Here is a 26,301-nt window from a genome sequence, read left to right as displayed (position 1 = left end):
AAATATGAACTCTAATTTACCTAATTTTCGCGAAGAACAAAGTGCAAAAATCCCAGCCCTTACGTTACTTACCAATCTTGGATACAAGTTCATTCCTCCGAGTGAATGCCTAGTCAAACGTGGTAGCCTTTCAACGGTCATCCTACCGGATATCCTGCGTAGCGTACTTCGTCATAAAACTTACTCGTTTATGGGGAAAGAGCATACGTTATCGGAAGCTGCTATCGATAAAATCATTCACGAGCTGGCTAACCCAGCCATGAATGAAGGGTTAAAAGCCGCCAACGAAAAAATTTATGATGCTTTAACTTATGGCATCGGTGTTACAGAGTTTATTGATGGCAAAAAAGCCAATCCAACCATCAATGTGATTGATTGGCAAACTCCAGATAATAATCAATTTCACTATACTGAAGAACTGATCGTAGAAAACGCTCATGGCACCGCAAATCGTATTCCTGATATCGTCTGCTTTGTGAATGGCTTGCCTTGGGTAGTCATAGAAGCCAAGCGCCCAGACTCATCTCATGAGGGTAAGCCAACGGTAGCTGAAGGTATTTCTCAAAACATTCGCAACCAAAAAGTGGATGAGATCCCACATCTTTTCGCTTATAGCCAATTATTACTGTCAGTGAATGGGCACGATGGCTTATACGGAACATGTGGCACCCCTGAAAAATTCTGGGCTAAGTGGAAAGAAGAAGAGATCACTGAAGCGACCTTTGAGCGCTTGAAGAATACTCCACTTACTCAAGATGAATTGGATCTTATCTTTAATCACCGTCCTGCTAAGGTTCAAGATGAATACCTTTCGCTTATCGCAGGCGGTAAGCTTGTAGTCACCGATCAAGACCGTCTATTGGTGTCGTTATTGCGCCACGACCGTTTACTCGAAATGACTCAGCTATTTACTTTGTTTGATAAGAAAGTTGGTAAAATTGTTGCTCGTTATCAGCAAGTTTTTGGTATTAAAGCCTTGATTGAACGGGTAACTTCTTTTGATGAAAAAGGTGCTCGCAACGGCGGCGTGATTTGGCACACTACTGGCTCTGGCAAATCTTTTACCATGGTGTTCTTATCTAAGGCTCTGATTTGGATAAAAGAGCTAGCTAAGTGCCGTGTTGTGGTCGTAACCGACCGTGTCGATTTGGAAGATCAGCTCTCTAAAACATTTGCCTCTGGAGGGGCACTATCTGAAAAAGATCGTGAATCAGCAAAGGCAACCACAGGCCGACGCCTAGCCGAGCAAATAGGTAAAGGAAACGAGCGGATTATATTCTCTATTATCAACAAATTCGGCACAGCGATTGAGTTGCCTGAGTGTTATAACGATAGCCCAGACATTATCGTTCTGGTTGATGAAGGTCATCGTAGCCAAAACGGTGAGAATAACATTCGCATGCAACAAGCTTTACCTAAAGCAGCTTATGTTGGTTTTACGGGTACACCACTGTTGCAAGATGATAAGACCGAGAATAAGTTCGGTAAGATCATTCACTCTTACACGATGCAGCAAGCAGTGGAAGATAAAACTGTTACTCCACTGTTATATGAAGAGCGTATTCCAGATCTCAGTACCAATGACAAAGCAATTGATGCATGGTTTGACCGCATTACCGATAAGCTCTCAGAAAAACAGCGTACCGATTTGAAAAGAAAATTTTCTCAGAAAGGTCAAATTTATCAGACAGAAGGACGCATAGAGCTTATTGCGCATGATATCTCTGATCACTTCCAAAACTTTAAGAACCAAGGTCTGAAAGGGCAACTTGCGTGTGACTCGAAAGCTTCAGCTATTCAGTATAAGAAGCTGTTAGATCAAATTGGCAAGGTAACCTCTGTGGTTGCCATGTCGCCACCGGATACCCGTGAGGGGCATGATACGATAGATGGTGAGAGCAAAGACATCGTACAAAATTGGTGGAAGGAAAATGTAGGCAACCAAGACGAGAAAGCTTACACCCAGCACATTATCGATGAGTTTGGTAAAGACGATGGCCCAGACATCATGATAGTAGTGGACAAGCTACTCACTGGGTTTGATGAGCCGAAAAACACCGTGCTTTATATCGATAAACCACTTAAGCAGCATAACTTGATTCAAGCCATTGCCCGAGTAAACCGCCTGCATCAAAAGAAGCAGTTTGGCTATCTGATTGATTATCGAGGCATCTTGAAAGAGTTAGATGCATCTATTGCGAGTTATCAGGAACTAGAGGAACGCATCAAAGGTGGTTTTGATATCGATGATCTGAAAGGTCTCTACAGCCGCATGGATACCGAGTACAAGAAGCTTCCGGGTTTCTACAGTGATCTGTGGGCGATTTTTGAAGGCGTACAAAATAGGCAAGACGGTCAGGCGCTACGCCAAGCACTTGCACCTAAGATTGATACCATTGATGGTCAGCTAACTGATACTAACCAAAAGAAACGTGAAGACTTTTATTCAGCTCTCACCGCATTCTCAAACTGCCTGAAAGTGGCTTTGCAGTCTGCAACTTATTTCGAAGATAAGAGCTTTGACGACAGGCGCGAACTCTACAAAAAGACGCTGAAATCCATGTCTGAACTGCGTAAGCAAGTACGTGAAGATGCAGAAGAGACTGTCGACTACGATGAGTATGCAGAGAATATTCGCACCATGCTGGATAAGCACATTGGTGGTGTCGAAATTCAAGAGTCAAAAGGCGCGTACCTTGTCGGCAATATGGGTAAGAACGTTAAGCCAGAAGAGTTGACGGACGATGAAGCACGCAACAAGAAGGATGCTATCACTGGTCGTGTCACTAAAATGATTGAACAGGACTTGGCAGACGACCCATATGCTCAAGAATACTTTTCAAAGCTACTTAAACAAGCGATTCAGCAAGCTAAAGATATGTTCGATGCGCCTGTAAAACAGTACCTTCTATTTGCCGACTTTGAAGAGCAAGTAAAGGAACGCAATATCGATGGTATACCCACCGACCGCTTCGCTGAACTCGACCCTAAGGTTAAGCGACATGTTCAGGCGTACTTTGGGCTGTTCTTAAAACACTTGTCAGATGTAACGAGTCTCAGTGAAGAAGATCGCTTCAACTATGCGATGCAAATTGATGAGGTAGTAACGGCTTCGGTTGCGGAGTTCTCAATTAACCCACAAGAAATTGAGAACCAAATTCGCCGTAAGTTGTTGCCTGTTTTATTTAAAGCCATTGGCATGGATACAGCCAAGCTCATCATCGCTGACGTTATCCAAATTACTCGCCTTGGCGTTGCAGGTCATCACTAATGACGGCAGTTGTATCTACTGAGCACAACAAAGAGGAATACAGCTTTGTCTATGGGGATGAAGCTGTCACTTACGAAGTTGTGCGAAAGGCTCACCCTGAAGGTAAGAAAAGGAAAATTACCATCAAGGTTCATCCTAACTGTGATGTCATCATTTCTGCGCCAGAAGATGCCGAGCGTAGCGATATTCATGAAGCTGTTATGAGGCGTGCTAAATGGATTTATGACGCACTGAAAGAGTTTCGTAGTCATTTGGAGTACGTGCAGCCAAAGCACTATGTCAGCGGTGAGATGCAGTTTTACCTTGGTCGGCGCTATGTCCTTAAAATCGTAGAGGACGCTGAAGCTTTGCCAACTGTAAAAATGACTCGCGGCAAGCTACTTGTTACCTTGACTCGGTTTAACAACGACAAGACAGCCATGGTTAAAGCTTTAGTGCGCAACTGGTACAAGGTTCGCGCTGAACGCATTTTCCATGAACGTTTGTCTGAGCTACTGCCTCAAGCTACATGGGTTGACGGAATACCTAGCTTTCGAGTTTTACCCATGAGCAAACAATGGGGAAGCTGCTCTGCTAAGGGCACTTTGATGCTCAACCCACACCTAATCAAAGCACCTAAAGAGTGTATTGATTACGTGATATTGCATGAGCTTTGCCACATCGCTGAGCACAACCATAGTGACAGGTTCTGGCGGTTGCTAACCAGCGTAATGCCTAACTGGAAAGAAGTGAAAAGCCGTTTGGATGGAATGGCGGAGTTGTATTTGAATGAGTGAGGACAACTTCCCAACTTTTGCAATATCAGCTACACAATAACAAGTTTGTCAGCGCTGTTGACCACCATTGACCACGCATGGTCAATGGTGGTCAATACTTAAATATGTAGTCTGCAAGACGGCGGACTTGATAACAAGCCTCTATAGAATATCTTGGGATACACTCCCTGACAGACGCATCTTCAATTCATCATTCTCTCGTTTGAGTCTGGCTATTTCATTTTCTGCATCACTTAGCTCACATTTCAACGTTGCTGGATTTTCCATTTTCGCTAAATTTAAATCCCTTAACGCATCTAGGTAATGTTTACGTATAGTCGAGCCATCAGACTTACTAGAGTGCCCAGCATGCTCAGATAATAACAAGAGTATATCACCTTCACCAAGACCTTGATTCAAAAGCCCCATAGCCATTTCCGAAAGAGAGAGCATTCGGTTTAAATGTGGGTTAATGCCATACTCTTTAAAAATCCCATTAACTGAAGTTCTTGTGAGCGCCTTACCCGTTTTCTTTGATGGAAATACAGGGTCTGTAGGAGATGGTTGCAAACCCTTCATTGCTTTTGGGAGTATTTGCTTCCTGAACATCTTGATAAATCTTCGGATCTGCTTATCAAGCATTGCAGGAATCTCTACATACCTACGCACCTTGTGTTTACCCTTTGTCTCTGATGTTCGTATCCAGACCTTGTTGCCTTCTATGTTGTATTCAGGCTCCCCTTCAAACTGAGATAACTCAAGAGTTATATCCTCGATATTTCGCAGAGAGCCTTCCCTCATAACTCTCAGGATTAACAAATTTCGAAAGTGTAGCGCCATTTCTTTAGGAGTTGCTGAAGAATCCCTTTTGATCTGTAGATTTGTGTACGCATCATCGACCTTCTTTTTGACTCCGTAGCCATTCCTCCTACCTTGATCTTCCTTGTTTAACTGATGAGGGTTACTGTATTCATGGTACTTGTTTTTTTTAGGCTCTAAGGCTACCGAGAACTCGTTATCACCATGAACACCGCGATCATTAATTCCCGTTAGCCAACGACTGTATTTTTTCTTTTCTGCCCACCAAAGAAATGCAATAAAGTCACCCATCTTGCGATTTGTCGTGGAGTTTAGATTTGGGCTTGTCTGCTCGCTATTATTTAGCATTAGAGAAATTAAGGCGTCTGACGCTGATAGCCACGTTCTGTGAAAATCATCGCCATAAAGTTCAAAATCAAAACTCAAGTCAAGCTCATAGTTCATAAAGGACAATGCATTTTGCACTCGTTCCTCTTCTTCCTTTTTCTGTCCAATTTTATCGGTTGAGATGAAGGTTTGACTTAGTTGATTAAACTGGCTTGCAATATTTCTAGCAGCAGCAAGAGCCGTAGTGGAGTCATTCTTTTTATTGAATACATGGTACTCTCGTAGAAACCTGTTGATTATCACATGAGGGTTTCCATATTTATCCATGACAAATGGAAACTTAGGTAATTTCTTTCCGTCTAACTCAAAATCTGAGGACAACGGCATTACAACCAATTCGTTCATGCGGCTTACCCCTTCGGGTTAAAAGGAACGACATCAGCTTTACTCTGAAGCTGATCATGTAATCGCTTATTGGCTTGCTGACTTGCTTCTAGCATACTTTTGAGGCGTGACACTTCGCGGCTAAGCTTCTGGTCTAATTTATGATTCGCCTCCATTAGGTTAGTATTAATTAACACAAGCTCATCAATCCTTTCATTAAGTGCGCTAATCTCACCATCCATCTGTTTAGGATTTTTGATGCGCTTAAAGAGGCCGTTAAGCCTCTTTTCAAACTTATCAATGTTCCACTCTTGGTAATAGGTTCCACGACTAAATGTCATCGACTCCAGATCAACATCACCCACAATCCAATCGTTGCTATCAGTGAACTCTTTGAGCTTGGTAGGAAGCCCTTCCATGCTGGCCAATCTAGTTTCTCGTTCACTGATGAGATTTTCAAGAAGGCTGATACGTTTATCAATGCGAGCTGTAGCCGCCGCTTTTTTCTCTTCCGAGTTATCGACATTCTTGTGACCTTTATTGACCTTCTTGTCTGACATCTTATCCAGCCTTCTGTGTTAAGTTTTTCAATATCGCAGACTCCCCGCATGCTCTCATTGGCCTCATCTCGCCCTTGGCTATCTCTGGGACAGTTACTTGTGCAGGGCAACCTTCGCACATCTCACTAGAAGCATCGTGCTGCATTACAAAGCCATCTCTAAAGCAGTTGCAGCGTTCAGAGAGCCAAGGAGTGTTGCCAAGACACAGGCCACTTGGAATAAAGTCAAAGACAAGGTTGTTGGCCTCAACAGTCTCGATGGCAATTTCACGCATCATCTCGGGCATAGATGAGACAGTTTCTTCAAGCTTTTCTTTAAGCAGGGGAAAACCTTCACCACCTAAGTCATCTCTAAGCGAATAGTCAACCAATCTATTCGATCGAGCCTTGTTATATTGTTGATGTAGTTTCCTAAGAGCAGCTCCTGTTTTTTTCTCGATAAGATAGCGGACGGTCATGCTCCAGTCGACGTGTGCCAGTTCATGCATAAGGGCATCAGCGTCAGCTTTCTCATAGCGGTAATAAAACATGATCGCGAAGAAGCGACGGAACTGGTGCTCTGATAATTTCCAATGCTTACCGTCATTACCACGCTCTATACCAATGAAATCGAAGAAGTCATCCGCAATTCGGTTGATTGTTCTCATTGTTGTAGGTGGGCGGTCAAAGGTGTCGTCAAATACGAAAATAGAATCCGAATTCTTTTGTTGGCGCCCCTTCTCGCTCAACCGTTCAAGTATGGAGACCGCTTTTTCAACCAAAGAAACAGTTGTGAAATCATCGTGTTTCTGCAAGGTTTTTGCGACAAAGCTGTTTAGCCATAGCAAGCCGTCTAGGTCTTTTTTGATGCACCCAACCTGTAAGCCAAACACCTCGGATTCCCGCCTTGCTGTTAAGGCGAAAATGATGATAACGCAACAAAATGGTAGGAAATGATATAGAGCTTTATGCAGCGAAATTTTCTTAGTCTTGTTCGCTAAAATAGACAGCCTTATTGAGTTGTATTGTCCACGGGTTAACTTAAAATCTTCCATGGACTTTTTCCGTGAAACCCCAACTGCCATGTTGTTAGCTATGGCTTCGTAGACATTATCAGAATGTTTACGGTTGCCCTCTCTATTCTGGGCATGTTTATAAGCAGACATCGGGAAAGGTGAGTGCAACCTATCATCGTCAGTCCTGTAGTTCCTGACTAGTTTATTCGTCCGTTTACCAGCCTGATAGTCATCACCCTGAACCAAGTCAAGTTCACGGTTGTATATAGCTTTAAAGTGCTTTTCAGCTTCAAATAAATCGTCAGCGTAGTCCAAGACGAAACGAGCTGCACCATCCATCATGTCTAAAAAGAGCATGGGAGGTATATCTCGTGTTCGCTCCGCCAAATCCAACATCTCATTGAAGTCGGGGTATTCGTAATTGGTATCTGCCTGAATGTCTTCGACGTCAAACGGAATGAAGTTGTAATTAAACAAACTACCGTAAACAGACTTAGCCTGAGAGTATGCTTTCAGCGTGGCTAAATAGTCCTTGTAAGACTTTTCATGCCCCATCTTCCTTTCATTTTCCTCAGTTAAAGTTTGGGAGTATAAAACCTCAAATCTTTCACTACTGTAGTGCCTTTGCAGTTCAAGACTTTTTAGTGCGACGACTCTTTTGGCGCTTTCGTAGTTGTTGAAAGCGTACTCATTGATTCCCAATTCCTTGAATATTGAAGTTGTGTCTATTTTAGTTGGCTGCTTCTTACCTTTACTTCTAAGTATAGGAATTTTATATATATCCATATCTTCAAAGTAATCTTCCAGTATCTCAACGTACTTCAGGTTGTAGCCAAGTTTGTTGCCAGCGTTTTGAATTAAGTCGAAAAAATCACCATAAGATAAATCTTCAAGGTTGGTGATATACGGAGTTGAGAGAGCCTCAGAGACATAACGCTTAAGAGAGTCAACAAAGACTTTAACACGACTGTTTGATCCTAGGGTTATTGTATTATTGAAGTTGGCAGTAATTGTAATGGCAACAAGCAACTTCATATCATCAATAAGCCTTTGATTGTCTGACAGACGACCTCCGCCTAAAACGACAGTATCAAAGTGGACGTTTAGTTCCCCTGATGGTCTCTTTGAAGCAGAATCCTTGTTCGGCATAGATACGCGCCAAATGTTTTCTTTATAGTCATTCAGTAGCCAAGCGTAGTCATGATCAATTAAATCAGAGGGCTTTGTAAATCCGCCAGCCGCTAACAAAGACTCCTTGTCTGTTGGACTAAGGGAAAGGTAATCAGTAAGCGATATTTTGCTTGAAAGCATCAACTAATCTCTTTGAAATCAATTAATAGGTATGGATTATCGTGTTTTGACTTTTGATTCTTTGCATCTTCGACCAGCGCCTGTTTATTCTCAACAGGAGAGTCAGTCAATCGCGACAGCATGGTCTGAATAAATTTGAACCAAAAGTGCCAGTTCAAGTCCGTTGCATCAATTTGGTTCTCATCATTGGCTTTAGTTAGGGCTTCTTCCCACATAAGCAGGTGCATAACATTATCGACCGTTTCAATAAACACGTGCTCTTTGCTCTGGCAGGTTAGGCAGCGACCTACCTTTGTGCATAACTCACCTTCTTCAACATCTGGTTGCGTTCCACCAGTTGGATTAGAGCAAGCTATTCCACCAAAACCAGAATCAATAATTTGTTCCAAACGCTTCTGGTATTCGTTCGAATCTACACCTAGCTTTTCTGCTGCGTTGTCAATACGCATAGTGATTAAGGTTTGTAACCACTCCTTAAATTCTCGCATAACTGCGTCATGCTTAGCCTTCATGGCCGCTCGGTCGGCATAGGTTGTAGAAGTCTTGCCTTTCTTGTGCTGCGCTTCATCTTTGAGTTTTGATACACCACCATTCATGGCTGACAGAAGTAGAACACTCTTCCTCACCATTTCTGCTGTTGCAAACCATTGACCATGACTTATTTCGGAAAGAGTGGCTTTCATCTGCTCAGTAAAAGTTTGATCATCTGGTTTTCTAGGGAGCATGTCATCTACTCTCTTGTCCATAGTATTTGCATACGACAAGAACAGCTTTTCCTTGTCATCAGGCATGATATCCATATCCCTGTATGGCTGAGTCACCCTTCTGACATGCCGAACAACATCAAAACTCGATACTTTGAGCTTGCTGCTTATCGCTTTAAATAGATTACTTTTGGCTCGGCGCTTGTACCATTGAATCTCATGACCATTAACTATTTGTTGTTTCTTTATACAGTCTAGGGGAAGGTTAGTTGCAGACGAGACATTCATACTGTTGTCAAAGATTAACAACAATGCTGCTGGGGCGTATAATCGTGATGTGCAGCCAAGGCGATCAGCAAACCATAAGTCATTCCAGCCATAGACTTTTACATCCAAGCCTTCCTTTTTCCGAAGTTCGTTTAACCGCTTAGCCGCTGTACGATAAATATTCCCGTCTTTGTCCTTTAATTGAATTTTACCGTTGTGATACCAGAACCAAGCAAGAAGCCCATTCCGAAGTTCGTCATAAGTAAGATTTCGAATGTCTTTTAGCCTTGGGCTAGTTCTGCCACTGCCACCTGCAAAATTAAGGTATTCATCGATAAGAGGGCACAAGTGGCGATGGTTACGAATGGCAACAAGCCCCTTGGCTCTAATTTCCCTAGCCTCAAGAAACTTACCTTCAAGCGCCAGCCTTATCCCAGACAAGCGTTTTGTTAACAGCCACTCTGCTTTTTTATCAAGTGCGAGTTCATTGAAATGCTCAGGGAGTTGATATAACCCCATAACCTCAACAGCTTTCACGTTTGCAATTAGCCGACTCATTTCAGAGTGGTTGTCTTTCTTGGAGCCTCCAATTGCATCAAGAACATAAGGGGGCAACATCGCGTCAGCAACGGTAGCTGGCTTCTGGTCACCACTACCTCCACCGAAAGAGTTCAATTGATAGAGCCTAGGAATCTTGTTTTTATGCGCAAGCAGACCCGTCCAAAAATTCATTCCAGATAGATAATTATTCTTGTTCGACGGTGATTTGTAAGTTTGATCTACATATTCACGAAAGGAGATCATTGCCGACTGCCAGTGCTCGAAAGAACCATAGTCATTGAAAGGGGAGTCAGTATGGAGGTGTTCGAAAAGAGAATGGTTAATTCCCTCAATATGTTTAAGGAAACTTTTGAGAGCCATCCAGTTGATATTAAAGGTGCTTTCGCTGACCTCGGAGAACTTAGTTAGCCAGCACAGAGTATCGATAAACTCAGAGTGGTAATGGGCGGTGAACCCATCTTTATTAAAACAATATTCACCGCCATACAACATGAAGTTGCTTCGCATCATTAAAATGCATCATCCTCAGCAACATCTTCTTTTTCGGTTTCTTCTGGCTTTTCTACTACTGGAGTTAATAGCAACTCACGCAACTTCGCATCAAGCTCCTGAGAAATATGACTATTTTCTTCAATAAACCGACACGCATTCGCTTTACCTTGACCAATCTTGTCGCCATTGTAGCTATACCATGCACCAGCTTTTTCTACAAGTTTGTGTTTCACGCCTAAGTCAATCAACTCACCGAAACGATTAAAGCCTTTACCATACAAAATTTGAGTATTAGCTTCTTTAAATGGGGCTGCAATTTTATTCTTAACCACTTTGATGCGAGTTTCGTTACCTACAACCTCATCACCTTCCTTGATAGCACCTGTACGACGGATATCAAGACGGACTGAAGCGTAGAATTTTAATGCGTTCCCGCCTGTCGTTGTCTCGGGATTCCCGAACATCACGCCAATTTTCATGCGAATTTGGTTGATAAATATGCACATGCAATTTGAGGCTTTCAGGTTACCTGTAATCTTACGCATAGCCTGAGAAAGCATACGTGCCTGAAGACCCATATGACTATCACCCATCTCACCTTCAATTTCTGCTTTTGGAGTCAAAGCTGCTACCGAATCGACAACCATCACATCAACAGCACCAGAGCGAGCTAGAGCATCAACAATTTCTAGGGCTTGCTCACCAGTATCTGGCTGAGAGACTAATAACTCATCAATATTAACACCAAGCTTTTTAGCATAAATAGGATCGAGAGCGTGCTCTGCATCGATAAAAGCACAAGTTTTACCAGCTTTCTGAGCAGCAGCAATAGCTTCAAGAGTGAGGGTTGTTTTACCGGAAGATTCTGGGCCGTAGATTTCAACAATACGTCCCATAGGCAAACCACCTGCACCTAACGCTATATCTAAAGCAAGAGAGCCAGTTGAAATAGTTTCTACGTCCATTGTGCGATTATCGCCCAACTTCATTATGGAGCCTTTACCAAACTGCTTTTCAATTTGACCTAGTGCAGCAGCTAGTGCTTTTTGCTTATTCTCGTCCATCGTATACCTTCAATTCTTTGAAATTTGTAAACTGATTATTAGGTTCTTTGCCAACCCTTTGTCAAATCTTAATTCCAGACCAAGACAAAAAGCACCGACTCAAACTGTTCGCATCGGTATTATCATTAAAAACCGCTTTAAATACAATAACAATACCGATACAAACAATTATGCAATAGCACATTCGGGATTACCGAACATCACACCAATCTTCATACGGATTTGGTTGATGAAGATACACATACAGTTAGACTGTTTTAGGTTACCAGTTAGCTTACGCATCGCTTGAGAAAGCATACGTGCTTGAAGACCCATGTGGCTGTCGCCCATTTCGCCTTCAATTTCTGCTTTTGGTGTTAGCGCCGCAACTGAGTCAACAACCATTACGTCGATAGCGCCAGAGCGAGCTAGTGCATCACAAATCTCTAGTGCTTGCTCACCAGTGTCTGGCTGAGAAACCAAGAGCGCATCGATATCAACACCAAGTTTCTTCGCGTAGACAGGGTCCAAAGCGTGCTCTGCATCGATAAACGCACAAGTTTTACCTTCACGTTGCGCAGCAGCGATAAGCTCAAGCGTTAGTGTTGTTTTACCTGAAGATTCTGGACCGTAGACTTCTACGATACGACCCATTGGCAGACCACCTGCACCCAAAGCGATATCAAGAGAAAGAGAGCCTGTTGAAATCGTTTCTACGTCCATTGCGCGGTTATCACCAAGGCGCATGATAGAGCCTTTACCGAATTGCTTTTCAATTTGACCTAGCGCAGCGGCGAGCGCTTTCTGTTTGTTCTCGTCCATTACTTTCTCCGATTTATTCATCTTCTTTGGGCGACGAATAGTAATTCATTTTTCTTAAGCAGCTAACCTGCTCAGCAATGAAAGTTATTATACTGTTGATTCATACAGTGTCTATACCTGTATAGAAAAAATTTAGTTAACTGCTTCTAAGGATTGGCTCTAACCCTTATCAATTCTGGGCTAAGACAGTGTAAGAAATTCTAAATTAAATGTTGATGCAATCGAGTCAATGCATGCATCACCGCTTGTTGACGAACTTCCGCCCTGTCACCAGAAAAATGCATGGTCTCAACAAAGAGCCAGTCGTGCTTATCCGCAAAAGCAAAGCAGACGGTTCCAACCGGCTTTTCATCACTGCCTCCTCCCGGTCCAGCAACACCACTGATGGAAACCCCAATAGTGGCATTCGAGTGTTGAAGCGCACCTTGCACCATTTCAATCACAACAGGCTCACTCACGGCACCATGTTCCTCTAAGGTTTCCACTCTCACACCCAGCATTTCCATTTTGGCTTCGTTGCTGTAAGTGACAAAAGCTCTATCTAACCAACCTGAACTGCCTGCAATATCAGTAATAGCGGTCGCAACACCGCCACCCGTGCACGATTCTGCCGTTGTTAAAACATGACCATACTTTGCCAATAATGCGCCTAAATCTGCGCTCAATTTTGTTGTTTTTTCCATAGCCAAAATGCCCTTTTTCTCTTTTTACTTGATAGGGATTCACGTATCCTAAGCCGCTACGGAAATAAACAAAAGAACTTACCTGTGAAAGCTGAACAAAAACACACTCCGATGATGCAGCAATACCTCAAGCTAAAAGCTGAGAACCCTGAGATTTTGCTGTTCTACCGCATGGGCGATTTCTACGAACTCTTTTACGATGATGCAAAGCGAGCGTCCCAACTGCTTGATATTTCGCTAACTAAGCGCGGTTCGTCAGCTGGAGAGCCTATTCCTATGGCGGGAGTGCCATTTCACGCAGTAGAAGGCTATCTAGCAAAACTTGTTCAGCTTGGTGAATCAGTCGCAATCTGCGAACAAATTGGCGATCCAGCCACCAGCAAAGGTCCGGTAGAACGTAAAGTTGTGCGTATCGTGACACCAGGTACTGTGACGGATGAAGCACTGCTTTCTGAGCGTGTCGATAACTTAATCGCAGCAATTTACCATCACAACGGTAAGTTCGGTTATGCGACGCTGGATGTCACTTCTGGTCGCTTCCAACTGACAGAACCAGAAACCGAAGAAGCGATGACAGCCGAGCTTCAGCGTACCGCACCACGTGAGCTACTATTCCCAGAAGATTTTGAACCTGTACATTTAATGGCGAGCCGCAACGGTAACCGTCGTCGCCCAGTATGGGAATTTGAGCTTGATACGGCTAAGCAACAACTCAATCAACAGTTTGGCACTAAAGATCTGGTTGGTTTTGGCGTAGAACATGCGTCCTTAGGGTTATGTGCTGCTGGTTGTTTGATCCAGTATGTGAAAGATACGCAACGCACTGCTTTGCCTCATATTCGCTCTTTAACGTTTGATCATCAGGACCAATCCGTCATCCTTGATGCCGCTACCCGACGCAACCTGGAAATTACTCAAAATCTAGCAGGTGGAACCGATAACACACTCGCTGCAGTACTCGACCATTGTGCGACGCCGATGGGCAGCCGAATGCTTAAGCGTTGGTTACATCAGCCTATGCGTTGCATTGAAACGTTAAACAATCGTCTTGATGCGATTGGTGAGATTAAAGAACAAGCGCTGTTTGCCGATCTTCAACCAACATTAAAACAAATTGGTGATATTGAACGTATCTTAGCACGCCTCGCACTACGTTCTGCTCGCCCTCGCGATATGGCTAGACTTCGCAATGCCATGCAGCAGCTACCAGAGCTAGAATCTGTCACCGCTTCTTTGACCCATCCATATCTAGCAAAACTGGCGCAATACGCAGCTCCGATTGACGAAGTATGTGATCTGTTAGAGCGTGCAATTAAAGAAAATCCGCCAGTTGTTATTCGTGATGGTGGCGTGATCGCTGAAGGCTATAATGCCGAGCTCGATGAATGGCGCAAATTAGCAGACGGTGCAACAGAATACCTTGAGCAGCTTGAGCGAGATGAGCGTGAACGACACGGCATCGATACGCTTAAAGTCGGCTACAACAACGTACATGGCTTCTTTATTCAAGTGAGCCGTGGCCAGAGCCATTTGGTTCCACCGCACTATGTACGTCGCCAAACACTAAAAAATGCCGAACGCTATATCATCCCAGAGCTTAAAGAGCACGAAGACAAAGTACTTAACTCGAAATCGAAAGCGCTGGCACTTGAAAAGCAGCTGTGGGAAGAACTGTTTGATCTATTGATGCTAAATCTGGAGAAGCTGCAGAATTTAGCTTCTGCTCTGTCTCAACTCGATGTACTACAAAACCTAGCAGAGCGTGCAGATTCGTTGGATTACTGCCGACCAACGCTTGTGAAAGACGCTGGCATTCACATTCAAGCGGGTCGTCACCCAGTCGTAGAGCAAGTAACAACAGAACCGTTCATCGCGAACCCAATAGAGCTTAACCCAGCACGTAAAATGTTAATCATCACCGGTCCAAACATGGGTGGTAAATCCACTTACATGCGTCAAACTGCGCTGATTGCATTGATGGCACATATCGGCTCTTATGTACCTGCAGAATCTGCACAAATTGGTTCTTTAGATCGTATATTTACTCGTATTGGAGCGTCAGATGATCTTGCATCTGGTCGTTCGACCTTCATGGTAGAAATGACGGAAACCGCTAATATTCTGCACAATGCAACTAAAAACAGTTTAGTGCTAATGGATGAAATCGGTCGCGGTACCAGTACTTACGATGGCCTATCTTTAGCTTGGGCAAGTGCGGAATGGCTCGCAACACAAATTGGTGCGATGACACTATTTGCAACTCACTACTTCGAATTGACAGAGTTGCCAAACCAACTGCCAAACTTAGCGAACGTTCACTTGGATGCCGTAGAACATGGTGACAGCATTGCCTTTATGCACGCAGTTCAAGAAGGTGCGGCAAGTAAGTCTTACGGCCTAGCTGTTGCGGGCTTAGCCGGCGTACCAAAAACGGTCATCAAAAATGCGCGTAACAAACTATCTCAGCTAGAGCAACTAGGGCAAAACAGTGACGCACCACGTCCAAGTGCAGTAGATGTGGCTAACCAATTGAGTCTAATTCCAGAACCTAGCGAGATCGAACAAGCCTTATCTGGTATTGATCCTGATGATTTGACTCCACGCCAAGCACTTGAAGAGTTGTATCGTTTGAAGAAGATGCTTTAAATCGATTCACTTAAGCGAGCACAAAAGAAAAAAGGCTATGGATAACCATAGCCTTTTGCATATCTACTGAAGTACGGATTATTTAATCATCTTCGACGTTAAATAAGTTTTCCATATTCAAACCTTGCTTGATTAAAACCTCACGAAGACGACGTAAACCTTCTACTTGGATTTGACGTACACGCTCACGTGTCAAACCAATCTCTCGACCAACTTCTTCAAGCGTCGAAGGCTCATAGCCTAGAAGACCAAAACGTCGTGCAAGTACTTCTTTCTGTTTTGGATTCAACTCTTCTAACCAATGAATCAGCGATGATTTGATATCGTCATCTTGAGTCGAGACTTCTGGATCGGAGTTGTTTGCGTCGGGAATAATATCCAACAGCGCTTTTTCACCGTCACCACCGATTGGTGTGTCGACAGAACTGATACGCTCATTGAGACGTAGCATTTTGCTTACATCTTCGACTGGAATATCTAACTGAGCAGCAATTTCTTCTGCGGTAGGTTCGTGATCGAGCTTCTGAGAAAGTTCACGCGCAGTACGCAGATAAATGTTCAGCTCTTTCACGACATGAATAGGTAGACGGATCGTACGAGTTTGGTTCATCAACGCACGTTCGATCGTTTGTCGGATCCACCAGGTCGCATAAGTAGAGAAGCGGAAACCACGCTCTGGATCGAACTTCTCGACCGCACGGATCAAACCAAGGTTACCTTCTTCAATCAGATCGAGTAGTGCTAGGCCGCGATTACTATATCGACGAGAGATCTTGACCACCAAACGTAGGTTACTTTCGATCATACGTTTACGTGCCGCTTCGTCGCCACGCAGGGCTCGTCGAGCATAAAGCACTTCTTCTTCGGCAGTAAGTAGAGGTGAGAAGCCAATTTCACCTAGATACAACTGAGTTGCGTCTAAGCTTTTACTGCTCGCGTCAAATTCTTCACGCGCAGCCGTTTTGCTTTCTGTGGATGATGATTTTTCGAGTTCGTTATCAATGGTCTTCACTGACGCATTGTCAAATGCAAACTCTTCAACTTTGGTTACTGTGTTGCTGATACTCATAACGCCTCCCCCTGGCGAGTTAGCAAGACATGACAACTCAATATGTCGCTAAATGATGTCGCAAGTTGTTTTTCAAAGTTTTAAGGCAAATAGCGTTTTGGATTCACCGATTTACCTTGATAGCGAATTTCAAAGTGTAGCTTGACTGATTTTGCACCTGAACTACCCATGGTGGCGATTTTCTGTCCGCTTTTTACACTTTGTCCTTCTGATACCAGCAGTTTGTCATTATGTGCATAGGCGCTTAAATAATTGTCGTTATGCTTTACTATAATTAAGTTGCCATAACCTCGTAGCGCATTGCCTGAATAAACAACGGTGCCGGCTGCGGTTGAAACGATAGGTTGACCACGCTGTCCTGCGATGTCGATACCTTTATTTCCCTGTTCTCCCGCCGAAAAGTTCTTGATTACTCTCCCTTTTGTTGGCCACAACCACTTAGAAACTTTATCACTCTTCGCCGTGGTAACTGGCGCTTTTTGCTTCACTTTTTGGTTATCTTTTGAACCAACATACTCCTTTGTTTTCGATTGTTCAACCTTCTTTGGAGGCTGTTTTTGTACGACTTTAGGCTTAGTCTCTGTAGGTTTTTGACTAGAGTTTTTACTTGAATTTTTCGGTTTAGAGGCTGTTGATGTTTTCGTCACTGGGGCTGGTGGCGTCGTAACAACAGGAACCACAACGGGTTCAACTTTTTGGCCATATTTAGGGGCGACATATTTCGGAGCCCAAAGTTTTAGCCTCTGTCCAGGGTAGATGGTGTAAGGCTGAGTTAACTCATTGTAACGGACAAGATCATTTACATCTTTATCTGTGACATAAGCTATGAAGTAAAGTGTATCGCCTTTTTTTACCTCATAATAACTCCCTCTGTAACTTCCTCTTTCAAGGCTTGAATAGTCTTTCTTTAAGCTAGAGACAGGTGCAGGAGAATGCGCTGCACAACCAACTAGTCCTGCAGCAAACACAAAGCTAATACCAATATGACGTAATAACTTACTCACCTATCCCTAACCCTTAAGCTAAATCACCCGCAACCAGAGGTACAAATCGAACCATTTCCACAACAGTAGAGAGATATTCATCTCCCTTACGTTCAATTTTTAGTAACTGTTGCTCCTTATCTCCAACAGGAATCACCATCTTACCGCCATCTTTTAATTGTGCGAGAAGTGCTTGGGGGATCACTTCTGCAGCTGCAGTAACAATGATGGCATCGAAAGGACCACGAGCTTCCCAGCCTTGCCACCCATCAGCATGCTTGGTTGAAACATTGTAGATATCCAATTGTTTCAGACGGCGTTTTGCTTCCCATTGCAACGATTTAATTCGCTCAACGGAGTATACATGGTCAACAATTTTCGCCAGTACTGCGGTTTGATAACCGGAACCCGTTCCGATTTCCAGTACGTGACTCGTTGGCTCTAGTTCGAGTAACTCGGTCATACGAGCAACAATATAAGGTTGAGAAATAGTTTGTCCCTGACCAATCGGTAACGCATTGTTATCGTAGGCTTGGTGCATCATCGCTTGAGAGACAAAGCTTTCTCGTGGTAAGCGTTGGATAGCATCCAGAACTCTTTGGTCTTTGATGCCACTGGAGATAAGAAACGCTATCAACCTGTCAGCATGTGGGTTACTCATTACTTCTCTTCCTTTAACCAACTATCCATTGCACGCAGCGACTCATGAGCAGTGAGATCAACTTGCAGAGGCGTCATTGAAACTCGACCATGTTCAATCGCATAAAAGTCAGTGCCCTCCCCCGCATCTTGCTCTTTTCCTGGAGGCCCTAGCCAATAAATATCATGACCTCTCGGATCTTTCTGCTTAATCATATTCTCTGCGTGATGACGCGCACCTAAACGCGTGACTTCGATTTTGCCCAGGTTTTCTGCTGGTAAGTCAGGCACGTTTACGTTCAATAACCGATTCGTTGGAATCGGAGACGCTAAATGCTGTTGCACAATTTGACGTGCAATTTTTGCGGCAGATTCGAAATGACGCTTACCCACCAGCGAAAAAGCAACCGACTGAACACCAAGGAAATGCCCTTCCATTGCTGCAGCTACCGTTCCTGAGTAAAGAACGTCATCACCCAAATTTGCACCATGATTGATGCCTGATAAAACAAGATCGGGCAAATCATCTTTCATCAGCTCATTCAGCGCGAAATGTACACAATCTGTAGGCGTTCCTTGCACTGAATAGATATTTGGGGCAATTTCAGTTACGCGTAATGGTTGCTCTAGTGTCAGTGAGTTCGAAGCACCTGAACGATTTCGGTCAGGTGCGACAATAGTCACTTCAGCGATATCTCGCAACTCATCAGCAAGTGCATGAATCCCTTGCGCATGTACGCCATCGTCGTTGCTGATTAAGACTCTTAGGGGCTTCGCGTTTAGTGAATCCTGTTCCATTAGTATTCTCTTTCTACTTCAACCTCATTAACTAACTCACGAACGATAGAGGTTGCAAAAGATCCCGCATCCAGTGAGAAAGTCAGCGTAATATTATTACCTTCAACCGCCCAAACTAAGTCTTTTGGTTTAAGTGCAATATCTCGACGGTCGTGGCGCATGCGATTACCACGAATCAGCGCCATGAGATCAGGCTCTTCATCTAAGAACGGTTGTTCTAAAGTAAGCGCATCCGCTTGAGTTGGAAGCGCATTATCACCTGCTAGGGCCGCGGTAATTGCCACTTCACCAGCAGCAAATTGTGCTTGTAGATCTGCGATATTGCTTGCATCAACCAACTGAGTGCCAGAACTTGTCTGTGCAATATCACCATCGATGAATTTATCAAACACACCATTTTCTAGACGAACAGAAACGATACGGTTGAAGATCCACGAACGCGCCGCTGATAAATACATGCTGCGCTTATTTTGATTACGGGTACGAACGTTTTCGCGTCCCCATCGACGTGCTTCTTCAAGGTTGTTGCCATCATTGCCAAAACGCTGACTACCAAAGTAGTTTGGCACACCAACTTGTTTCACTTTTTCAAGGCGTTGCTCTACATCTTCAACGTCAGTCACTTCAGACAAAGTGACAACAAACTCGTTCCCTATTAAGTCTCCAGGACGCAGTTTTTTGTTGTGTCGATCAGTCGCTAAGATCTCAATACTCGGATATTGAGCTAGGAATGCCGAGAAGTCCGGCGTTTCCCCTTTCGGTAAATGGACACTCAGCCACTGTTCCGTCACCGCATGGCGGTCTTTAAGGCCTGCCCAGCTAACGTCTTTCGACTTTACTCCACAAGCTTTCGCCAACTCATTCGCAACAAAACTGGTATTTTCTCCAGTTTTTCGAATACGCACCATTAGGTGCTCGCCTTCGCCCGTAAAGGCAAAACCTAAATCCTCACGAACCTGAAAATGTTCTGGTTGCGCTTTGATTTTTGCCGATGCAACAGGCTTACCCGTTAGATAAGCCAATGAAGATAAAATATCTGACATGATGTTTTTCCGCTGTTTACACAGCATTAAGGAGCAAGTTGGTTAATTATTGCTTGAACAGAAGCACCACGGCTTCCGTTGCAATGCCTTCTTTGCGTCCAGTAAAACCGAGACGCTCTGTCGTCGTCGCTTTTACGTTAATGTTACTAATATCGGTTTCTAGGTCTTCCGCAATCGCCGCACACATCGCGTCAATATGAGGTGCCATCTTAGGTGCTTGTGCCATGATGGTGACATCGGCATTACCAAGGCGGTAGCCTTGCTCTTTGACACGACGATAAACGTCTTTCAACAATTCGCGGCTATTAGCCCCTTTCCATTTATCGTCGGTATCCGGGAAGTGACGACCAATATCACCCGCAGCAATCGCGCCGAGTAGCGCATCAGTCAAAGCATGAAGAGCAACATCACCATCTGAGTGGGCTACTAAGCCCTGCTCGTAAGGGATAGCAACACCACCGATAATGACCGGGCCTTCACCACCAAATTTATGCACGTCAAAACCGTGACCAATTCGAATCATTTTTTATCCTTTCTTTTTTAGCCGCGCTCACGGCTCAGATAAAACTCGGCTAACGCGAGATCTTCTGGCTGAGTAATTTTTATGTTATTCGCATTACCCTGGACTAAAGCAGGCGTTTCGCCCAACCACTCTAAAGCCGATGCTTCATCCGTGATGGCTACGCCTTGTTCTAATGCGTCAGCCAGTGCTCGAGTCAGTTGTTGAGTTTTAAACATTTGTGGAGTTAATGCATGCCACAATGCTTCTCTCTCTACCGTATGACCGATATCTTGTGCTGCATTTGCTCGCTTCATTGTGTCTCTCACTGGAGATGCGAGGATGCCACCCGTTGGGTGAGCGCAGCAAACATCAATCAAACGGTCAATGTCGGATGTTAATACACATGGCCTTGCAGCGTCGTGGACCAATACCCACTCGCTTTCCAGATGTTCATTGACATAGTTTAGCCCTGAAAGTACGGAATCAGCGCGCTCTTTGCCACCCGCGACTTGAATTACATCGGGATGGTTCGCGATGGTTAACTCAGGGAAATAAGGGTCACCTTCGGTAATGGCGACAACCACTTTCGAAATTCGTGGGTGCGACAGCAACTTTTCTACAGTGTGTTCCAGCACCGCTTTTCCGTCGATCAATAAATATTGCTTAGGGCGGTCAGCCTTCATTCGACTACCGATACCGGCAGCAGGAACAATTGCGACATGCGATGAGTTCACATCCAACATTTTAATGGTTTTCCTCACCTATAATGCGGTAGAAAGTCTCGCCATCTTTAACTAAACCAAGCTCATGACGCGCACGTTCTTCAATCGCATCAAGACCTTGCCTTAAGTCATCAATCTCAGCAAACATTTCATTATTGCGAGCTTGTAGCTTGCTGTTCACTTGTTGCTGAACTTCAATTTCATCTTTTACTGTGTAGTAGTCAGACACTCCGTTTTTACCAAACCATAGAGTGTATTGAAGCAAGCCAAACAGTAGCGTAAGGGCTATAACAAAGATTCGCATATCGCTGCTAACATTCTGTACCGGAAGGAATTAGATAAGGTGACATATATAGCATAAATGCGAGGTTGCCTCTAGGGGAGAAAGGGAGACTCACACGCTCCTTACAAGAAATAAGCAGCAAAATGGAACAAAGACATATGAAGCTATTCTTAGCACTCACCAAAGTAAAACCAAGAAATACAAGCCTATAGATACAAAAACACCCCGCAAAATCAGGGTATTTCAAAGCTTCAACCTAAGCGGTTAATCCAATGAAGAACTAAGCTTGAGCTTCTTTAAGACCGCTTCTTTGAAACATGGAGGAGCGTGCTCACCTAGAGCTTCCTCGATGCAGATAAATGGGTTGCTTTCTTTAGGTATGGCAGCAACACGGCCAGAACGGCTCATCGCTCTTAAATAAAAAACGCCCCACCGAAGTGGAGCGTTTCTAGAAAGCTATTTAGCTAAACTTATTCAATTAAGAATTAAGCTTGACCTTTAACTTCTTTAAGACCGTTGAAAGGAGCGCGCTCACCTAGAGCTTCCTCGATACGGATTAGTTGGTTGTACTTAGCAACACGGTCAGAACGGCTCATAGAACCAGTTTTGATTTGACCTGCAGCAGTACCTACCGCTAGGTCAGCGATAGTTGCATCTTCAGTTTCGCCAGAACGGTGAGAGATTACTGCTGTGTAACCTGCGTCTTTAGCCATCTTGATTGCAGCTAGAGTCTCAGTTAGAGAACCGATTTGGTTGAACTTGATAAGGATAGAGTTAGCTACGCCTTTCTCGATACCTTCAGCAAGGATCTTAGTGTTAGTAACGAATAGGTCGTCACCTACTAGTTGAAGTTTGTCACCTAGTAGTTCAGTTTGGTGCTTGAAGCCATCCCAGTCAGACTCGTCTAGACCGTCTTCGATAGAAACGATTGGGAATTGGTTAGCTAGCTCAGCTAGGTAGTGGTTGAACTCTTCAGAAGTGAAAGTTTTACCTTCGCCTTTCATGTTGTAGATGCCAGCTTCTTTGTCGAAGAACTCAGATGCTGCACAGTCCATAGCTAGAGTAACGTCTTTACCTAGTTCGTAACCAGCAGCTGCAACAGCTTCTGCGATAACTTCTAGAGCTTCAGCGTTAGATTTAAGGTTAGGAGCGAAACCACCTTCGTCACCAACTGCAGTGCTGTAGCCTTTAGACTTAAGAACTTTAGCTAGGTTGTGGAATACTTCTGCACCGATACGTAGACCTTCTTTAAGAGTCTTAGCACCAACTGGTTGGATCATGAACTCTTGGATGTCAACGTTGTTGTCTGCGTGCTCACCACCGTTGATGATGTTCATCATTGGTAGAGGCATAGAGAACTGACCAGCTGTACCGTTTAGTTCAGCGATGTGCTCGTATAGAGGCATGCCTTTAGCTGCAGCAGCAGCTTTAGCGTTTGCTAGAGAAACAGCTAGGATAGCGTTAGCACCGAATTTAGATTTGTTTTCAGTGCCGTCTAGTTCGATCATTACTGCGTCGATTGCAGCTTGGTCTTTAGCGTCTTTGCCAACTAGAGCTTCAGCGATTGGGCCGTTTACAGCTTCAACTGCTTTAAGAACACCTTTACCTAGGAAACGTGCTTTGTCACCGTCACGTAGCTCAAGAGCTTCGCGAGAACCAGTAGATGCGCCAGATGGAGCTGCCGCCATACCTACGAAACCGCCTTCTAGGTGTACTTCAGCTTCTACAGTTGGGTTACCACGTGAGTCGATGATTTCACGACCTAGAACTTTAACGATCTTAGACATTAATGTTTCCTCTCGTTTCAAATATAAATGTCAATTTTAAAGGGCAGCAGCACAACCTTCGCCGCCGCCCGTATCCTTTTACTTCTCGAATTCGCCGCGTGCGTTTTGGCCCGCAGCCTTAACGAAACCTGCAAACAATGGGTGGCCATCGCGAGGAGTCGATGTGAATTCTGGGTGGAACTGAGCCGCTACAAACCATGGGTGAGCTGGGTTCTCAATCATTTCCACTAACTTCTTGTCCGCTGATAGGCCAGAAACTTTCAGACCTGCTTTTTCGATTTGCGGACGAAGCACATTATTCACTTCGTAACGGTGACGGTGACGTTCATGGATCGTCGCGCTACCGTAAAGTTCACGAGCTTTCGTCCCTTTCTCTAGGTGACATAGCTGTGAACCAAGACGCATCGTACCACCTAGGTCAGACTTTTCAGTACGCTCTTCTACGTTACCTGACTCGTCTACCCACTCTGTGATCAAACCTACCACAGGGTACTTAGTCTCTTTGTTAAATTCTGTTGAATGTGCACCTTCCATACCCGCAACGTTACGCGCGTATTCAATTAGTGCAACTTGCATACCCAAACAAATACCTAGGTAAGGCACATTGTTTTCACGTGCATATTGAGCCGCACGGATCTTGCCTTCAATACCACGATCGCCGAAGCCACCTGGAACTAGGATCGCGTCTAAGCCTTCTAGCAGCTCAACGCCTTTTGTTTCGATATCTTGTGAGTCTACATACTTAATTGTGACACTTAGACGGTTTTTCAAGCCAGCGTGTTTAAGCGCTTCGTTCACAGACTTGTATGCATCTGGCAATTCAGTGTATTTACCAACCATACCGATGGTTACTTCACCAGTAGGATTTGCTTCTTCGTAAATAACCTGTTCCCACTCAGAAAGGTCAGCTTCAGGAGCTGTGATGCCAAAGCGAGCACACACAAGATCATCTAGACCTTGAGACTTGATCAATTGAGGAATCTTGTAGATAGAATCTACGTCCTTCATTGAAATTACTGCTTTTTCTGGAACATTACAGAATAGTGCGATTTTCTTACGTTCATTCGCTGGAATAACGCGGTCGCTACGGCAAACTAGGATATCTGGCTGAATACCGATAGATAGAAGTTCTTTTACAGAGTGTTGAGTCGGCTTAGTTTTCACTTCGCCCGCTGCCGCTAGGTAAGGAACAAGTGTTAGGTGCATGAACATTGCGCGCTCACGGCCTAGTTCAACGGCTAGCTGACGAATCGCTTCCATAAATGGTAGTGATTCGATATCACCAACGGTACCGCCAACTTCAACGATAGCCACATCATGGCCTTCAGAGCCAGCAATTACACGGTCTTTGATCGCGTTAGTGATGTGAGGGATAACTTGAATAGTTGCGCCTAGGTAGTCACCACGACGTTCTTTACGAAGTACGTCGGCATAAACACGACCTGCAGTAAAGTTGTTACGCTTGGTCATCTTGGTACGGATGAAACGCTCGTAGTGACCAAGGTCAAGGTCAGTCTCTGCGCCATCTTCTGTAACGAACACTTCACCGTGCTGAGTAGGGCTCATTGTGCCCGGGTCAACGTTGATGTAAGGGTCAAGCTTCATCATAGTCACTTTAAGACCACGAGCTTCTAGAATAGCCGCAAGAGATGCTGCTGCAATACCTTTACCTAGAGAGGATACAACCCCGCCAGTAACAAAAATGTAATTTGTCGTCATGTTTAACCTGAAATTGGTTGAATGAGGGAAATGGAGTGCTTCTGGACGGGAGATAAATATACCAGAAGCTCCTTACCGCCACAACGTGAAATCTATCACACCGTAATTTTTTATTTTTTGCTTCAAATCAAAGTGAGCAAAGACAAACCAAAGTCCGTTTTCGTGTTAAGAGGCAAACTGGCCTCATATTGTATATTCCGCTTATTTCCCCCTATCTCGACTCTTCTCGCTTTACTTCATCCCAGAAATCGTCGAGCTCTGATAAAGAACAATCTGTAAGCGCTTTGCCTGACTGCTGGACCTTTCCTTCAACTTGCTTAAAACGTCTCGCAAACTTTAAGTTTGCTTTACCTAGTGCGACTTCTGGATTTTTATCAAGATGGCGTGCCAAATTGACGGTCGCAAATAGCAAATCGCCGAGTTCCAACTCCACTTTTTCTTCATCAGGCTGAACTTGTAGTGCTTCTTCCATGACTTCATCAATTTCTTCTCGCACCTTATTGACGACCGGGCCAAGAGAGTCCCAGTCAAATCCATATTTCGCACATTTTTTCTGTATCTTTGTAGCACGAGAAAGTGCCGGCAAAGAGTTTGGTATTGAGTCTAGGATACTTTCTTCCGCTTTGCCTACCTGCGCTTTTTCTTTTGCTTTTTCCGCTTCCCAGTTGGCGTTGATTTCCTCGTCCGATTCAAACTCAACATCTGAAAAAACATGAGGATGACGGCGAGTCAGTTTTTCATTCACGGTTTCGACGACATCCGAAAAGTCGAACAACCCTTGCTCTTTCGCTAGCTGACTGTAAAAAATCACCTGAAACAACAAATCCCCTAGTTCTTCTTTTAGATTGGTCCAGTCTCGATTTTGAATCGCGTCCACCACTTCGTAAGTTTCTTCGATGGTGTGCGGAACGATGGTGTCAAAGGTTTGTTTTAAGTCCCAAGGGCAACCGTTTTCTGGGTCACGCAACTTCGCCATGATTTGTTCTAATTGTTCAATTGGATGACTCATTTTTTGTTCCTTTAAACCTTTCTACTAAAGAAAAAGGTGAGCAGCCAAAACCACTCACCTTCTACATTATATTTTCTCAGCAGCTTTCACTAAGTAATTGTTACTTTG

The 26,301-nt window shown here is 44.1% G+C and carries 20 protein-coding genes and 1 pseudogene; 3 read left to right on the top strand and 18 right to left on the bottom strand.

Annotated elements, in window-relative coordinates; translation table 11 throughout:
* Positions 1-4 precede the first annotated feature (4 nt).
* Positions 5-3,271, top strand: coding sequence for a type I restriction endonuclease subunit R (locus D8S93_RS00510; protein ID WP_152811575.1), 3,267 nt, complete (start codon positions 5-7; stop codon positions 3,269-3,271).
* Complete coding sequence (locus tag D8S93_RS00505; protein ID WP_152811573.1) at positions 3,271-4,047, top strand: M48 family metallopeptidase; 777 nt, start codon at positions 3,271-3,273, stop codon at positions 4,045-4,047. Before D8S93_RS00510 ends, D8S93_RS00505 begins: the two co-directional genes overlap by 1 nt.
* Positions 4,048-4,188: 141 nt before the next feature.
* Here the strand turns inward: D8S93_RS00505 and D8S93_RS00500 are convergent, their stop codons facing one another.
* From D8S93_RS00500 to pncC, 7 genes and pseudogenes are all read right to left on the bottom strand, one after another.
* A complete protein-coding gene (locus tag D8S93_RS00500) occupies positions 4,189-5,577 on the bottom strand; it encodes a site-specific integrase (protein WP_152811571.1) in 1,389 nt (462 codons plus the stop codon).
* Between the two features lie 5 nt (positions 5,578-5,582).
* Positions 5,583-6,116: a hypothetical protein gene (locus D8S93_RS00495; RefSeq protein WP_152811569.1), complete on the bottom strand. Its 534-nt coding sequence runs from the start codon at positions 6,114-6,116 to the stop codon at positions 5,583-5,585.
* Between the two features lies 1 nt (position 6,117).
* Complete coding sequence (locus D8S93_RS00490) at positions 6,118-8,421, bottom strand: tyrosine-type recombinase/integrase (protein WP_152811567.1); 2,304 nt, start codon at positions 8,419-8,421, stop codon at positions 6,118-6,120.
* Positions 8,421-10,463 carry a hypothetical protein gene (locus D8S93_RS00485; RefSeq protein WP_152811565.1) on the bottom strand — a complete coding sequence of 681 codons (2,043 nt, stop codon included), beginning with the start codon at positions 10,461-10,463 and terminating at the stop codon, positions 8,421-8,423. The genes D8S93_RS00490 and D8S93_RS00485 overlap by 1 nt, the downstream gene beginning before the upstream one ends.
* The gene (recA, locus tag D8S93_RS00480; RefSeq protein ID WP_152811563.1) at positions 10,463-11,509 is read right to left on the bottom strand and encodes a recombinase RecA; all 1,047 of its coding nucleotides are present in this window, start codon (positions 11,507-11,509) and stop codon (positions 10,463-10,465) included. Before recA (D8S93_RS00480) ends, D8S93_RS00485 begins: the two co-directional genes overlap by 1 nt.
* A 183-nt stretch (positions 11,510-11,692) precedes the next feature.
* Positions 11,693-12,310 (bottom strand): annotated as a pseudogene (gene recA, locus D8S93_RS00475) (recombinase RecA); the annotation flags it as partial.
* A gap of 200 nt (positions 12,311-12,510) precedes the next feature.
* On the bottom strand, positions 12,511-12,993 hold the full coding sequence (gene pncC, locus D8S93_RS00470; RefSeq protein ID WP_104970950.1) for a nicotinamide-nucleotide amidase: 483 nt from the start codon (positions 12,991-12,993) through the stop codon (positions 12,511-12,513).
* A gap of 84 nt (positions 12,994-13,077) precedes the next feature.
* Between pncC and mutS the strand changes: the two genes are divergently transcribed.
* Positions 13,078-15,639, top strand: a complete 2,562-nt coding sequence (gene mutS, locus D8S93_RS00465; RefSeq protein ID WP_319802942.1) for a DNA mismatch repair protein MutS — start codon at positions 13,078-13,080, stop codon at positions 15,637-15,639.
* Positions 15,640-15,721: 82 nt separating this feature from the next.
* Here mutS and rpoS read toward each other — a convergent pair whose 3' ends face one another.
* From rpoS to mazG, 11 genes are all read right to left on the bottom strand, one after another.
* On the bottom strand, positions 15,722-16,708 hold the full coding sequence (gene rpoS / locus D8S93_RS00460; protein ID WP_005393877.1) for an RNA polymerase sigma factor RpoS: 987 nt from the start codon (positions 16,706-16,708) through the stop codon (positions 15,722-15,724).
* Positions 16,709-16,788: 80 nt separating this feature from the next.
* Entirely contained in the window at positions 16,789-17,712 is a 924-nt protein-coding gene (locus tag D8S93_RS00455) for a peptidoglycan DD-metalloendopeptidase family protein (RefSeq protein ID WP_114323632.1), read from the bottom strand.
* A 13-nt stretch (positions 17,713-17,725) separates the two neighbouring features.
* Positions 17,726-18,352 carry a protein-L-isoaspartate(D-aspartate) O-methyltransferase gene (locus D8S93_RS00450; RefSeq protein ID WP_005393881.1) on the bottom strand — a complete coding sequence of 209 codons (627 nt, stop codon included), beginning with the start codon at positions 18,350-18,352 and terminating at the stop codon, positions 17,726-17,728.
* A complete protein-coding gene (gene surE / locus D8S93_RS00445) occupies positions 18,352-19,128 on the bottom strand; it encodes a 5'/3'-nucleotidase SurE (RefSeq protein ID WP_152811561.1) in 777 nt (258 codons plus the stop codon). Before surE ends, D8S93_RS00450 begins: the two co-directional genes overlap by 1 nt.
* Entirely contained in the window at positions 19,128-20,171 is a 1,044-nt protein-coding gene (gene truD / locus D8S93_RS00440; protein ID WP_152811559.1) for a tRNA pseudouridine(13) synthase TruD, read from the bottom strand. The genes surE and truD overlap by 1 nt, the downstream gene beginning before the upstream one ends.
* Before the next feature lie 46 nt (positions 20,172-20,217).
* Positions 20,218-20,694, bottom strand: a complete 477-nt coding sequence (ispF, locus tag D8S93_RS00435; RefSeq protein WP_005393886.1) for a 2-C-methyl-D-erythritol 2,4-cyclodiphosphate synthase — start codon at positions 20,692-20,694, stop codon at positions 20,218-20,220.
* Positions 20,695-20,711: 17 nt separating this feature from the next.
* Positions 20,712-21,416, bottom strand: a complete 705-nt coding sequence (ispD, locus tag D8S93_RS00430; protein WP_152811557.1) for a 2-C-methyl-D-erythritol 4-phosphate cytidylyltransferase — start codon at positions 21,414-21,416, stop codon at positions 20,712-20,714.
* Between the two features lies 1 nt (position 21,417).
* On the bottom strand, positions 21,418-21,699 hold the full coding sequence (ftsB, locus tag D8S93_RS00425) for a cell division protein FtsB (RefSeq protein WP_005380907.1): 282 nt from the start codon (positions 21,697-21,699) through the stop codon (positions 21,418-21,420).
* Positions 21,700-22,163: 464 nt separating this feature from the next.
* Positions 22,164-23,465 (bottom strand): phosphopyruvate hydratase, encoded by a 1,302-nt coding sequence (gene eno / locus D8S93_RS00420; protein ID WP_005383785.1) that lies wholly within the window; start codon positions 23,463-23,465, stop codon positions 22,164-22,166.
* Positions 23,466-23,543: 78 nt separating this feature from the next.
* Entirely contained in the window at positions 23,544-25,184 is a 1,641-nt protein-coding gene (locus D8S93_RS00415) for a CTP synthase (RefSeq protein ID WP_005393892.1), read from the bottom strand.
* Positions 25,185-25,395: 211 nt separating this feature from the next.
* Entirely contained in the window at positions 25,396-26,193 is a 798-nt protein-coding gene (mazG, locus tag D8S93_RS00410) for a nucleoside triphosphate pyrophosphohydrolase (RefSeq protein WP_152811555.1), read from the bottom strand.
* Positions 26,194-26,301: the final 108 nt, after the last annotated feature.

This window comes from Vibrio sp. VGrn 2, from assembly GCF_009361695.1.
Lineage (GTDB): Bacteria > Pseudomonadota > Gammaproteobacteria > Enterobacterales > Vibrionaceae > Vibrio > Vibrio diabolicus.
Note: the sequence above shows the minus strand (reverse complement) of the source record. Positions and strands in the feature narration are given on the sequence as shown.